General features: G+C 36.4%; 14 protein-coding genes. 9 read left to right on the forward strand and 5 right to left on the reverse strand.

The genetic code is table 11. The features are described from left to right. Positions 1 to 177 precede the first annotated feature (177 nt). The 7 genes from LS64_RS10070 to LS64_RS10085 all read left to right on the forward strand — a co-directional run bounded on the left by LS64_RS10070 (position 178) and on the right by LS64_RS10085 (position 5323). On the forward strand, positions 178 to 1815 hold the full coding sequence (locus LS64_RS10070) for a SurA N-terminal domain-containing protein (RefSeq protein ID WP_034571405.1): 1638 nt from the start codon (positions 178 to 180) through the stop codon (positions 1813 to 1815). Beyond that, complete coding sequence (gene ftsA / locus LS64_RS10075) at positions 1812 to 3203, forward strand: cell division protein FtsA (protein ID WP_034571402.1); 1392 nt, start codon at positions 1812 to 1814, stop codon at positions 3201 to 3203. The genes LS64_RS10070 and ftsA overlap by 4 nt, the downstream gene beginning before the upstream one ends. 20 nt (positions 3204 to 3223) lie before the next feature. Continuing rightward, positions 3224 to 4411 carry a cell division protein FtsZ gene (gene ftsZ / locus LS64_RS10080; RefSeq protein ID WP_034571399.1) on the forward strand — a complete coding sequence of 396 codons (1188 nt, stop codon included), beginning with the start codon at positions 3224 to 3226 and terminating at the stop codon, positions 4409 to 4411. A 140-nt stretch (positions 4412 to 4551) separates the two neighbouring features. Further along, a complete protein-coding gene (locus LS64_RS12525; protein WP_160659312.1) occupies positions 4552 to 4692 on the forward strand; it encodes a hypothetical protein in 141 nt (46 codons plus the stop codon). A gap of 48 nt (positions 4693 to 4740) precedes the next feature. Then, a complete protein-coding gene (locus LS64_RS12530) occupies positions 4741 to 4914 on the forward strand; it encodes a hypothetical protein (RefSeq protein ID WP_160659313.1) in 174 nt (57 codons plus the stop codon). Beyond that, positions 4895 to 5032, forward strand: a complete 138-nt coding sequence (locus LS64_RS12535; RefSeq protein ID WP_160659314.1) for a hypothetical protein — start codon at positions 4895 to 4897, stop codon at positions 5030 to 5032. Before LS64_RS12530 ends, LS64_RS12535 begins: the two co-directional genes overlap by 20 nt. Beyond that, a complete protein-coding gene (locus LS64_RS10085) occupies positions 5033 to 5323 on the forward strand; it encodes a hypothetical protein (protein WP_118962156.1) in 291 nt (96 codons plus the stop codon). On the opposite strand, the gene LS64_RS12540 is transcribed toward LS64_RS10085, so the two are convergent. Continuing rightward, positions 5298 to 5441 carry a hypothetical protein gene (locus LS64_RS12540; protein WP_160662239.1) on the reverse strand — a complete coding sequence of 48 codons (144 nt, stop codon included), beginning with the start codon at positions 5439 to 5441 and terminating at the stop codon, positions 5298 to 5300. The genes LS64_RS10085 and LS64_RS12540 overlap by 26 nt on opposite strands. A 1-nt stretch (position 5442) precedes the next feature. Between LS64_RS12540 and LS64_RS10090 the strand changes: the two genes are divergently transcribed. Further along, complete coding sequence (locus LS64_RS10090) at positions 5443 to 6636, forward strand: hypothetical protein (RefSeq protein ID WP_160662243.1); 1194 nt, start codon at positions 5443 to 5445, stop codon at positions 6634 to 6636. Here LS64_RS10090 and LS64_RS10095 read toward each other — a convergent pair. Continuing rightward, complete coding sequence (locus LS64_RS10095) at positions 6633 to 7442, reverse strand: hypothetical protein (RefSeq protein WP_034569484.1); 810 nt, start codon at positions 7440 to 7442, stop codon at positions 6633 to 6635. The genes LS64_RS10090 and LS64_RS10095 overlap by 4 nt on opposite strands. Positions 7443 to 7454: 12 nt before the next feature. Beyond that, the gene (locus LS64_RS10100; RefSeq protein ID WP_118988387.1) at positions 7455 to 9176 is read right to left on the reverse strand and encodes a hypothetical protein; all 1722 of its coding nucleotides are present in this window, start codon (positions 9174 to 9176) and stop codon (positions 7455 to 7457) included. Positions 9177 to 9415: 239 nt separating this feature from the next. Here LS64_RS10100 and LS64_RS10105 point away from each other — a divergent pair, with 239 nt between their 5' ends. Continuing rightward, complete coding sequence (locus LS64_RS10105; protein ID WP_052062457.1) at positions 9416 to 10924, forward strand: L-dopachrome tautomerase-related protein; 1509 nt, start codon at positions 9416 to 9418, stop codon at positions 10922 to 10924. A gap of 9 nt (positions 10925 to 10933) precedes the next feature. On the opposite strand, the gene LS64_RS10110 is transcribed toward LS64_RS10105, so the two are convergent. Further along, the gene (locus tag LS64_RS10110; RefSeq protein ID WP_034571588.1) at positions 10934 to 11611 is read right to left on the reverse strand and encodes a suppressor of fused domain protein; all 678 of its coding nucleotides are present in this window, start codon (positions 11609 to 11611) and stop codon (positions 10934 to 10936) included. A gap of 68 nt (positions 11612 to 11679) precedes the next feature. Beyond that, positions 11680 to 12744: a PhzF family phenazine biosynthesis protein gene (locus LS64_RS10115; RefSeq protein WP_052062458.1), complete on the reverse strand. Its 1065-nt coding sequence runs from the start codon at positions 12742 to 12744 to the stop codon at positions 11680 to 11682. Positions 12745 to 12747: the final 3 nt, after the last annotated feature.

Consider the following 12747-nt stretch of genomic DNA (forward strand, 5'->3'; position numbering starts at 1 on the left):
AGAATCTTTTTTCAATTTTTTGCAAATATTGCAAAAATTAATGTTTTTGTTAAGAATCTTAAAACTTTTTTTGTAAGATTCTAAATTCATTATAGAATCTAATTTGTGGATAAACTTAGATTTTATAGAATCTTTTTGTTGAAAAATACTGAAATTTGTAGCTAAAGGGAAGTTAGAATGTTAGAATGGATGCAAAGGCATAAAAAATGGCTTGTTATTACCGTGTGGATTAGCGCATTTGCCTTAGTTTTTGGATTCTACTTGCCTGATGTTTATTCATATTTTACCGGTGGTGGGAATAATGTCGCAAAAGTCGGTAAAGAATACATAAGCGTGCAAGAATACGATAATGAATACAACGAAACATATAAAAGAATAAGCGAAGTTTATCCTAATTTTGACGCGTTAAATGTCGATGGTGGACGTGTTAAAGAGATTGAAAGTTTAGCCTTTGAACGTGTGGTAAATCGTGCTTTATTAAATGCGTTGGCTAATGAATTTGATGTCGTGGTAACGCCAAATGAAGTCGCAGATGAGCTTATAAATGGGCAGTATAAGCAGTATTTTTCAAATGAGCTAAATCAATTTGACGCACAGATTTATAAAAATGCCCTAGCACAAAATGGGCTAAATGCTGAACGTTTCGAGCAGAATATTAGTGAAAATATACTGCTTAATAAGGTGCAGAATTTCCCTAATTTCCCCGCTAGTACTTTGGAGATGAATGCCTTTATAAACGCGGTAAAAATTAAGGATAATGTCGCCTTAAAAGTCCTTGATAAAGATAGCGCGTTAAAAAATGTAACGATAACTTTAAGTGAAAATGATGTACGAAATTTTTGGGAGAGTAATAAGGCGAAATATACGCGTCCGGCAAGCTACAAACTAGCCTATATTGCCCTTAATACCGATGATATAGATATTGATGAAAATAGTCTAACTAGATTCTATAATGACAATGCGGCACAATATGGTGCAAACGCCCTAAATACCGCTAGAGATGAGATTATAGAAGACTATAAAAAAGACTATATCAAAATGGCGTCTGCATATTTGCAAAGTATGCAAAAAAATATAGAATCTAAAGAGAAAATTTATAGCAATGTGTTAAGCAATCTTAACAAAGATTCTATAAATGCGCTAAAAAATGCGGTGGATAATAATGTGCAAATTGCCCTAGATTCTATCCCTGTGGGGTTTGTAGAGATTGATGATAATGACTTTTTGGTGTATCAAAATTTACTAGCAAAGCTACCAAGTAGCCAAAAAGGCTTTATAAACCCTATTTATGAAAATGGCTCTAGAATCTGGATAATTCCATACTTGCTAGAAAAAAGTCCAAAGGCTGAGTTAAGCTATGATGATGCAAAAGATTCTGCCAAGCAAGATTTGAAAAATAAAAAAGAAAGTGAGCAATTTAGGGCGATTGTAAGTAATGAAATGAAAGAGATAAAACCAAATGATTTTGAAAATGTAGGGCAAATTAGCCTTGATAGTATTAGAATCTTAGGAGATTCTAGCAATGCCACATATACGCAAATGGCAAATATAGGGCTTGATATTTCTCAAATGCGCGATTTAATTAGCAAGATTCTAAAAAGCACAAAAACACAAGATGTCGTGTATGTCGATGATTCTAAGGCTGTATTTTTTAGAATCAATAATCAAAAAATGGCGAGTTTTGATGAAATGATAAATATCACAAATGAGCAAAGCGATGAAATAGAGCAATTAAAACGATTAGATATGCAAAATGCGATGTTTGAATATGCGAAAAGTAAATATAAGATTATAGATTATAGGAGGCAAAATTGAGTAGAATTATCTTAGGCATAGATATAGGTTCGACTAAGGTTTGCTCCATCATTGCGGAGACACGTGAAGCCAAAGGCACACGTGATAGAGAAGTGCAAATCATAGGCACAGGCTCATGCAAGTCGCAGGGAATAAAAAAGGGCGCAATCACAAACTTAGAGCAGGCAAGCAAGGCTATAAGACAAAGCCTAGAAGACGCCAAACGAATGGCAGGTGTGAATCCTAAAAAGGCGATAATCTCGCTATCTGGCGCACATACAAAAGGCACAAATAGCAGCGGTATCGCAAATGTCGTGCGTGGCGAAGTGACAATTGATGTGATTAGCACTGCCCTTGATGTGGCAAAGCATAATGCTGGTATCCCAAAAGATTCCGAAGTGGTGCATATTTTGCCCTTTAGATTTAAGCTTGATGACCAAGATTTCGTAGAAGACCCTATCGGTATGACAGGCAGTAGCCTTAAAGTTGATGCGCATATTGTAACCGTGCAAAAGGCAAGTTTAGAGAATTTGAAACGCGCTGTAATGCTAGCAGGTATAGAAGTAGAAAATGTCGTGCTATCAAGCTATGCGGCTAGTATCGCAGTGCTGCATGATGATGAAAAAGAGCTAGGTGTAGTTTGCATTGATATGGGCGCTGAGACTAGCGATTTAATGATATATGATGGTAATTCTATGCGATACAACGACTTTTTGGGCGTAGGGAGCAATAATATTTCAAATGATATTGCCCGTGTGTTAAACACAAAAATTGTCATTGCCGAAGAGATAAAAATAAAATATGGAAACTTGCTACCAAGCGAAGCGGATAAATCACAGATTTTGGAAGTGCCAAGAAATGGCAATCCTAAAGAAGATGAGCTAATTGACGTGCAATTAAATCTAATAGATTCTATAATCGGGGCAAGGGTGCAAGAGACTTTAGAGATTTTAGGGCGAAGCATTGAGCGAAGCGGCTTAAGAAATAATGTAAGTGGCATCGTGCTAACCGGTGGAATGGCAAATCTAAAGGGAATGAGAGAATTTGCATCCGCTATGTTTAGCCCTTTATCTGTGCGACTAGCACGTCCTTTAGAAATCGGTGGGCTTTTTGATAGTTTAAAAGATTCTAGTAGTAGCGTTGTGGTAGGGCTAATTCTATATGGAGCTGGGAGATTTACTAATTATGAAAAAGATTCACAAGGAAATATCCTAAATAAACATAATACATTAAGTAATATGATAGAATCTAATACCAAAGAAAGCTCAGGTTTTGAGATTGACTTAACGGACTTGGATGAACCTGATAGTCAAAATAAGCCGCCAACTGATGAGCAACAAATTAATAAAGAAAAAGAAAAGACAAGCTTTTTTGGGCGTGTCAAGCAATTTGCTAGAGATTTATTTTAATTAAATTTAAAGGTGAAATTATGGACAATACAATAGAGATTCAAGAGGAATTAAGCCACGCTCCTATGATTAGCGTAGTTGGCGTAGGGGGCGCTGGTAACAACACAATGGGACATTTAGTTCGCAGCGGGACATTTTCTAACATTCGACTAATTATTGCAAATACCGATATGCAGCACATGCTAAATAACCCTGTCAAAGAGCGAATAATCTTAGGCAAAAAGGGCTTAGGGGCTGGCATGAGACCTGAGCAGGGCAAGGCAGCAGCAGAGGAAAGCTATGAAGAGATTAAACGCGCACTAGATGGCTCAGATTTAATTATCATTTCAGCCGGGCTAGGTGGAGGCACAGGCACAGGTGCAGCGCCCATCGTGGCTAAGGCAGCAAAAGAAGTTGGCGCACTAACCGTCGCGGTAGTCACAAAGCCCTTTAAACACGAGGGAAGCAAACGAATGCGATTTGCCGATGAGGGCTTAAAGGCGTTGTATGAAGTGTGTGATTCTATCGTTGTCATTCCAAATGAGAAATTACTAAGCGTGATAGGCAAAAACACGAGCTATGCGGAGAGTATGAGCTATGTAGATGATGTTGTCGCGCGCGCTGTAAATGGAATCTCAAGCGTGATTTTGACAAGCTCAGGTATGGGTATTAACGTGGATTTCCAAGATTTAAAAACCATAATGAGCCACAAGGGCTTGGCGTTAATGAGTATCGGTGAGGGCGAGGGTGAGGATGCCGCGCAACAGGCGATTAAGAGTGCTATTGAATCTCCGCTATTTGATAATATTTCAATCAATGGTTCGCTTGGTGCGATTGTGTATTTTGAGTTTAATTCTAAGATGCCGATGATGCAGATTATGAGTTCTATGGAGATGATTGAGGAGTCCGCGAGTGATGATGCTGACATCATTTTTGGGACTAATCCTAAGGATAATTTTGATGAAAATAAGGTGCGCGTTTCAATCATTATCACAGGCATTGAAAAATCGCAAGGCATTAGCGTGCCAAAGTCCATTCCAACCACGCCAGATTCTAACACAAACGCACAAGTTATGCAAACAAATATAGAATCTAGCAGCGAGCAAAAGCCACAGCAAAAAGGAGCGCAAAATCTATTTAATTTCCACTATGAAAAAAAGGTCAGCGGCAGCGAAATAACCGAAGAAGTCCTAGACATCCCAACATACCAAAGAATGCAAAAAGACTAAGATTCTATACTTTTTAGAATCTATGACTTTTATTTTCTAACCTTTAAAATTTATGGAAATTAAAGATATTGCGTTTGTGGAATCTGCCTTATGACAGATTTAGATTCTATAGATTCTAACCACTTAGAAAACTAGAAACTTTGCAAGAGCCAAAAGAAAATCAAAACTTTTCTATAGAATCTCAACCAAAAAATCAAAAAAACCGCGACTTTTCCCAAACCTTTAAAAATCAGGCATTTGAAAACCAAACATCTAAAGCAAAAAATATAGAATCTATGTAATAATTTTCGCCTTTTTAAATAATTTTAAACACAATAAACCAAGCATTAATGACAAATTTATCGCCCTTGATGTTAGCTTTTTTGTCGGCATTAAAGAAAATGAAAGTAAAACGCAAACACTACGCCTTTAGCCCCAGCCAAATTAATAAAAATAACAAAGAAAAACCCCTAGATTTAGCCTATCAAAACATCATTGAAATCTATGAAAAATCGCCTAAATGATGGCTTAAAATATTTGTGGAATCTTAAGGATGATTTTGCTTTTAGCTTTGCGAATTTGCATAATAATTTCTTTGGTTATTCGTGGTATAATGCACTCTATAAGAACACAGGAAAATAAATGCTAAGTTATAAAAAATTTGTGATATTAACCGTGATTATGCCGCCGATTTTTATCGCCCTACTTTGCACACTTTTGTATTTATACGACCCGCTACAGCTCTTTCATAAGCCCTATTTGCGTCCTGTTTCATTTATGGCTGATTCGCGTCTGCAAGATAAGGGCGTGATTGATTTTTATGATTTTAATTCCGTGATTTTAGGCTCATCAATCTTTGTAAATATGAGTCCAAAAGAGGCAAATGCTTTATTATCAAATTTGAGTATTAATGAGAATGGGGGGGGGGGGTAAAGCCCTTGAAGTCGCAAGATTCTATAGAATCTAACCCAACAAAAGGGTGGTGGGCGGGCGATAGGAAACTAGATTCTATAGAATCTAATAAAGATGTAGAATCTAATAAGGATATCATTTTGAGCGAAGCGAAAAATCTAACATTTAGCAATAAAGATTCTAAAAACATAGATATTTCGCTACCGCTCAATATGACGAATAAAATAGATTCTATAGAATCTAATAAAGATGTCATTTTGAGCGAAGCGAAAAATCTAACATTTAGCAATAAAGATTCTAAAAACATAGATATTTCGCTACCGCTCAATATGACGAATAAAATAGATTCTATAGAATCTAATAAAGACGTCATTTTGAGCGAAGCGAAAAATCTAACTAAAAATAAACTAGATTCTATAGATTCTAAGAATACAAACATAGATATTTCGCCATCGCTCAATATGACGGATAAAACAGATTCTATAGAATCTAAAATCCACACTCAAAACACAAACAAATGGGTAAATCTCTCCTTGCTTGGCGGCTCATTTAAAACTCGCGCCGTGATTTTGGAGTATCTTTTTAATCACAAAAAAATTGATAATATTATCTATTCAATCGATGGCTTTAATGTCGCGGACGACACAAAAGATTTCGACTTTTTATATAAAAATCCAACGTTAAAAAATCTAAAAATTTATATGAATCCAAAAAATATATTTTGTGCGATTATTTGGAGTAAAAGCCCAAAATGCGTGGGCGAAGTGATTAATATTTATGAAACTCCGCAAATGAAATGGAGTGAGGGTAATGAATATTTTGGTGGGCTAAATAATTTCTTGCAAAAAAAAGCAAATATTGCCGAGCTAAAGCAAATAAAAACTAAGATTCATAGCGAAATGAGTATGGAATCTTTTAAAAAAATCTCCCAAGATTCTATAAATAATTATCTTTTTAGTTTTATAAAATCGCATAAAGATACGAATTTTTATCTTGTTATCCCCGCGTTTCATAGGACAAATTACCTTGTGCGTGGGCGTGAGTATTTTAGTATGTGGGCGGCTGTTATCCGCGAGTTTGTGCTAGAGTGTGAAAAGTTTAGCAATGTTAGAATCTATGGCTTTGACTTGCTGTCCTTTGCTGATAATATCGCAAATTACAAAGATGTAGTCCATCATAACAGCCAAATGAATAGCATTTATATAGAATCTATTGCCAAAGGTGAACATATCCTAAATGCCGCAAATATCGATACTTACCTAGCCAAAATGCAAGAAAAGATACAAAATTACGACACAACCGAGATTTTTAATATTATAGAATCTAGATTCTAAAAACGCCAGGTGTATTCAAATGTGAAAATGTGCTGTGTGCTGCGGGGTTCGCGGGGGTTAGATGGCACTCCTGTTACATAGCTAAATAGATTTGCCGCAGGCGAGTCATCTTTATAGAAATATTCATAGACTAAATGATAGCTTGTGATTTTAGAATCTTTATTCACACGCGAAAAGCCTATCATCGCCTTAGCCCCCCAGCCTGTTTTTTGCAGTGTGTTTAAATCGCCATTCATTCCATAGCCATTACCACGACTTATATGATGCCCTAGCAAAAATAGATTGTATCTCCCCATATAATCAAAACTCCAAGTTTCTCCTAGCTTCACTTGCCCTTCCAAGCCAAAAGGAATGGACAAATACCCTTGCACGCGCTCTAAAGTCGAGCTTTCATTACGACTAAAAAGATAGCTAACCCCGCTTTGCAAATATAAACTCACACGCTCAAAGCTACGCAAAACATTATACCCCAAAATCACATCTGCGTGATGAAAGGAGTGGAAATCATAGCTACGCTTCCTTGCCCCTGTATAGTAATCGCCCCCTGTATAAAGCCCACCACCGATATTAGAATCTATATTTAGCTCCGCTTTAAAACTAGCCCCCACAAAGCCCACACCAGCATTTACGCCCACTGCCAAAGTATCCATTCGCATAATAAAGGCGTCATTATTTGTTTTATCAAACTCATTAAAGTTAAAATAGCTAGTCGAATGCCCTATGCTAAAGTAAAAGCCTTGTTTCATAAGGCTAGATTCAGCACTCATAACGCCAAAAAACGCAATAATTAATAGCAACTTTTTCATAATCCACCCCCTTTAAAACTTAAATCCAAAATGCACACCGCTATAAAGCAAGTGCGTAGCAGGATAAGTTACATTGCTACTAACACCTGCTAAAAAAAGCCCATTATCCGTATTATCTGCTGGAGTGGTAACCACACGTGAGCTTTTCTCCCCACCCACATATCTATACAGCACATTTAGCCGCATAAAAAAGGCGATATTATAGCTATCGCCTAAGCGATATGAAAAGCCAAGAGAGCATAAGAGACTATATCCACTAAAGGCATTATTTGCATTTCTAGCATAGCTACCTATATCGCCTGTAATAGCTAGAGTGCCAGCATTAAAGCCTATGCGTCCCGCATACTCAAGGCGAAATCGATTTGGTAGCTTCTTACTCCCTTCAATCTCCAAAAATAACACATTATCAACCACGTCATAAATCACTGCACTGCCGTAAGTATCGCTATTAAAGCTTACGCCAAGATTAAGAAATATCGCGTGGCTAAAGTTTTTAGTAATCGAGCTAAGGTTGTAGCCGATTTTTCCGCCCATATTCATATTAAAATAAACAATATCTTTAATTGTGTAGTTTGGATTTAGGATGTTAGTATCAAAGCCGCTTAGAAAATTCCCATTCACACGCGTAGGGGCAAATCCAGCCAAGATATTAAACTCTAATTTGACATAATCATAGAAATTCCACCCAACATCCGCGCCTATGCTACTTCGCACGCCGCTAAGCAAGGCATTATTATTATTTGGCGTGGAAAAAAGGGATGCGTTATTTGCTTGATGGAGATAGTCAAAGCCTAAAATAAAATTGCCCACATAGCCATTTCTTTGCCCACTTTCACTCTCTTTTAACGCATACGCGGTGTTGGTAAAACTTAGCGTAAGAAATAGGGTTAGTATAAGGGTGTTTAGATTCTGTGGTTTCTTAGAATCTTTTTTTAGATTCTGTGGTTTCTTAGAATCTAATTTGTGATTTAGATTCTGTAATTTCTTAGAATCTAATTTGTGATTTAGATTCACTAAATTGTTATTTATAGAATCTTTAGAATCTATTTTGTGATTTCTTAGATTCTGTGAATTTATAGAATCTAGATTCTGTATTTTGCTTATAAAATCTGCCTTGTTTTCCTTTAGCGTTAAATCTTTAGAATCTAATTTGTAATTTAGATTCTGTAATTTCTTAGAATCTTTGTCATAAACTAGATTCAATGAAATCTTAGAATTTATGGACTTAATTCCCAACTTCCACGATTTTAGATTCCATAAATTTTTAGAATCTTTATTTTGTAGAAACTCGCCATTTAGATTCTGTGAATTTTTAGAATCCGCCTTTAGATTCACTAAATCAATTTTAGAATCTTTATCGCACCCAAACGCCTTTTGCAAATTTTGTGTTTTGTTTATAGAATCTAATTTTAGATTCTGAATCTCATTTTTGGAATCTTTTGAATCTATTTTGTGATTTCTTAGATTCTGTGAATTTATAGAATCTAGATTCTGTAATTTCTTAGAATCTTTATTTTGAACTAGTTTCAATGAATGCTTAGAATCTAAAAAAACACACTTTAAACTCTGCCATTTTAGATTCACTAAATTCTTAGAATCTAAAAAGAAAACTCGCAAATCCTGCAATTTTAGATTGAGTAAAGAATCTAAAAAATACGATTTTAAATCCTGCCACTTTTTCGACTTAAAAAGCCCCTGAAAACTCTTTAAAAAAAACCTTTGCTCACCCCACATTTTTTCTCCTTTTGATAATTTTGATAAACTCTTAAGTAACAAAAAAAAAAAATATTATATCATAAAAAATCAAATATGTCAATAAAATTTCAAATATTTACAAAACCAAACCCAGACATTACAAATTATAGAATCTATTTCCAAAAAAACTATAAAATATACAATCCAGATTCTATAAAAATACAATTTACAAAAAAATAGTAAAATTATCACCTGTGAATATAAAAAAAGGTGAGAATATGAAATGTGTAAAATATGTTTTTATGGCGATATTTGCGATATTTATAGGCTGTGATAATGCTAACGATTCTAACACAGAATCTGCGCAAGATTCTAAAGTGGATTCTAATATAGAATCTAAGGTGCAAATTACGCAAGATTCTAAACTAGATTCTAAAAGAAATTCTAATATAGAATCTAATACAAAATCCGCAAATTCCACGCAAAATATAGAATCTAAAATCCCCGCAAATGGTTTTGCCACGCAAAAAGAAAGTCCTAAGCTAGAGATTATTGCAGCGCTAAATGAGCCGCTGCCTGATATGTCTGGCATTGCGGTGAGTAGCGATAATCGCATTTTTGTTAGCTTTCCTAGACATGCGGATAATCATAGCGAGTTTGCCCTAGCAGAGCTTGTAAATGGTGAGTTTATCCCCTTTCCAAATCGCGAGTTTGTTTATCCGCCAGAAGTTATAGAATCTAAAACCACTAACTCAAAACAAGTTATAGAATCTAAAACTTTACAAGAAAAAAGTTCCACGCAAGAAGTTACAGATTCTATAACTTTAGAGCAAAAAACTTCGATTGCAAATTCCATAGAATCTAAAAGCTCAAACTCCACAGATTCTAAAACAATCAACCAAACACAAGTTATAGATTCTAAAACTTTTAATCAAAAAAGTAACATAGAATCTAACTTTAATACTTGGCTTGTTTCCCCGCATGGCATTACTTTTGATAGCGATGATAATTTGTGGATTATCGATGATGGCAAACGCAGTGGCATAAAAGAGATTCCAAATGGGGCGGCGAAACTTGTTGGCATTGATATAAAAACAAAAAAAATCATCGCAAATATCGCACTTCCCGTGCGTGATGATGTGCATTTGAATGATTTACGTGTGGATAAAAACGTGGGCAAAAAAGGCGTGGCTTTTATCACAAATTCATCCTTTGGGATGACCCCTAGCCTGTTTGTCGTGGATATTGAAAGTGGCGTGTGGCGCGAGATTCTAATTAATCACGAAAGCACGAAAAATGACGAGAATTTTATGGCGTTTTTGGAAGGGCAGCCGCACACTTTTAGCAAGGCAAATCCGCGGTTTCCTATCGGCGGGGCGGATGGCATTGCTTTGAGTGATGGGCGTGTGTATTACACCGCGCTAAGTGGGCGTGGGCTTTATAGTGTTGAGTCGCGCTTGCTTAGCGATTTTAGTGTGAGCGAGAGTGCGATACAAAAGGCGGTGAAATACCACGGCGAGCGTCCTGCGTGCGATGGTTTGAGCGAAGATTCTAATGGGAATATTTATTTTAGCGCGTTTGAGCAGCTAGCCTTGGTAAAACGCGATAGGCAGGGCGTTTATAGCACGCTGGTGGCGGATTCTAGGATGGGCTGGCCTGATGGTTTGGCTTACGCAAATGGCTATTTGTATGTGACTTTAGGGCAGTGGAATCGCCTTGCTGCCTTTAATAACGGCGTTGATTTACGCAAACGCCCTTACCTTATCGCAAGGGTAAAGGTTGAGTAGGCTTAGATTCTAAACATAACTTTTTTCGCGTTTCATATCAGTTACTAAATATGGATTATCATCTTGCATTTTGTATATTAATTCTTGAATTTTTTGCTTATTTTCTTCTAGATTTTGAAACTGCGTTATCCACTCAAGTTCTTTTTGCGTTATGCCAACTAGCTGCATAAAATCAAGCCTCCCATGCAATGTCTCCACACTTTTTACCTCAGTATCATAAGTGATAATTAGTCCTGTAATCTTAGAATCTGTGCTTCTATCAATGCTTTTCCCATCACCTACGATAAACTGCAGATTTTCAAGGTGGCTACTTTGCGTATTCGTAAAAAACGCAAGGTTGGCTAATGTGTTTAACGCCCACAAACACGCCTTGCTATCGCGTTCTGCTAGCTTAAAAGTCATCTCATACCCCCAGCCACTCCACGCCCCACCAAAGCTCTCCTCATTTGCGTAAAGCTCGCTCATTCCGTAAGTCACGATGTGCTGATAGCCATGCGGGCTAGTATAAATGCTGTAGCCATCGAGATATTGGTCGCCGCCTAGATTTGCGCGCGTTTTTAGATTTGTCGCGTAGTGCTTTGGCTTTTGGTCGCCATAAATTTGTCCAAACGCCTTATCAATCGCCTCCCAGCCGGGTGAAAAATCATCATCATCTTTTGCTTTTTGCAAGTATTCTTTGATAGTCATATATTCCCCTTATTGTAATTTAAATGCAAAATTATATCAAAATATAGAATCTAATGTTTGTAATCTTGCTAAATAAAAATTTCGGCTTTGCTAAAAAGGGTGGCTTCGCCAGAGATTAAGATTCTATTTTGTTTAGATTCCATAAAGGTTTTAGAATCTTGCAAGTTAGATTCTATGAAATCTATGGAATCTTTAGAATCTGCCCAAAGCATTTTTGTATAAAGATAGCCACCGCGGCTGCTTGCTTGATAGGCAATTATGCAATCTTTATCTAAGATTTTCGCCCAAAATGGCGCGATATGGCAGTGTCCGCTTCCACATACAGGGTCTTCGCTTACCCCACATTTTGGCGCGAAAGTGCGTGAAATGCAATCTACTTTTTTATTTTTTAGCTCGGTTAAAAGATTTTTAGAATCTAAATTAGAATTTCCCAAAATTTTAGAATCTTTATTATTAAATTCTATAGAATCTTGCAACTTAGATTCCATATAATTTTGAGAATCCAAACTCGCGCTAATATGCAAAAGCAGCCCATCTAGCTTTGCAATTTTGCCCAAATCTGGCACAAATTCTATCACATCCAAAGCATTATCCACAATGCAGAGCAAATCACGACCCTTTAGCACTTTTAGCACTTTCAAAGGCTTTAAAGCTTCCCTAATTTGCGTCATTTCAGCCACTTCACTCATTTCAAAAATAGGGAAATCCATTTCAAATAATTCTTTATTGTTAAAATGTTTTTTACTCACGCTCAAAAGCCCGCCCTTTGTCCTAAAATGCACTTTATTTAAGCCGCTCTTAAGCAAATTCATCACCACAAAGCTACTCGCCAAAGTCGCATGACCGCACAAATCAATCTCATTTTTTGGCGTAAAAAACCGCAATTCAAAGGTATTTTTAGAATCTTCTAACGCCTTAAAATCCGCTATATTCTTAGAATCTAGATTCCGCAAATTAGCCCCCAAATCCTTAGAATCTTCCCCCACAAACAAAAACGCACTCTCACTCAAATTATTCTCAATTGCAATTTTTTGCATTATACAATCATTCAAAATTCTATCGCAAACCACCACCGCAGCGGGATTCCCACCAAAGATTCTATCACTAAAACTATCAACAACATACTGCAACATTTT

It is taken from the genome of Helicobacter saguini (assembly GCF_000762875.2).
Lineage (GTDB): Bacteria > Campylobacterota > Campylobacteria > Campylobacterales > Helicobacteraceae > Helicobacter_A > Helicobacter_A saguini.

Coding starts and splice junctions, on each gene's coding strand:
- LS64_RS10070 (WP_034571405.1), top strand. CDS start 178: ATGTTAGAATGGATGCAAAGGCATAAAAAATGGCTTGTTATTACCGTG.
- ftsZ (WP_034571399.1), top strand. CDS start 3,224: ATGGACAATACAATAGAGATTCAAGAGGAATTAAGCCACGCTCCTATG.
- LS64_RS12530 (WP_160659313.1), top strand. CDS start 4,741: ATGACAAATTTATCGCCCTTGATGTTAGCTTTTTTGTCGGCATTAAAG.
- LS64_RS12535 (WP_160659314.1), top strand. CDS start 4,895: ATGAAAAATCGCCTAAATGATGGCTTAAAATATTTGTGGAATCTTAAG.
- LS64_RS10085 (WP_118962156.1), top strand. CDS start 5,033: ATGCTAAGTTATAAAAAATTTGTGATATTAACCGTGATTATGCCGCCG.
- LS64_RS12540 (WP_160662239.1), bottom strand. CDS start 5,441: ATGATATCCTTATTAGATTCTACATCTTTATTAGATTCTATAGAATCT.
- LS64_RS10095 (WP_034569484.1), bottom strand. CDS start 7,442: ATGAAAAAGTTGCTATTAATTATTGCGTTTTTTGGCGTTATGAGTGCT.
- LS64_RS10100 (WP_118988387.1), bottom strand. CDS start 9,176: ATGTGGGGTGAGCAAAGGTTTTTTTTAAAGAGTTTTCAGGGGCTTTTT.
- LS64_RS10105 (WP_052062457.1), top strand. CDS start 9,416: ATGAAATGTGTAAAATATGTTTTTATGGCGATATTTGCGATATTTATA.
- LS64_RS10110 (WP_034571588.1), bottom strand. CDS start 11,611: ATGACTATCAAAGAATACTTGCAAAAAGCAAAAGATGATGATGATTTT.
- LS64_RS10115 (WP_052062458.1), bottom strand. CDS start 12,744: ATGTTGCAGTATGTTGTTGATAGTTTTAGTGATAGAATCTTTGGTGGG.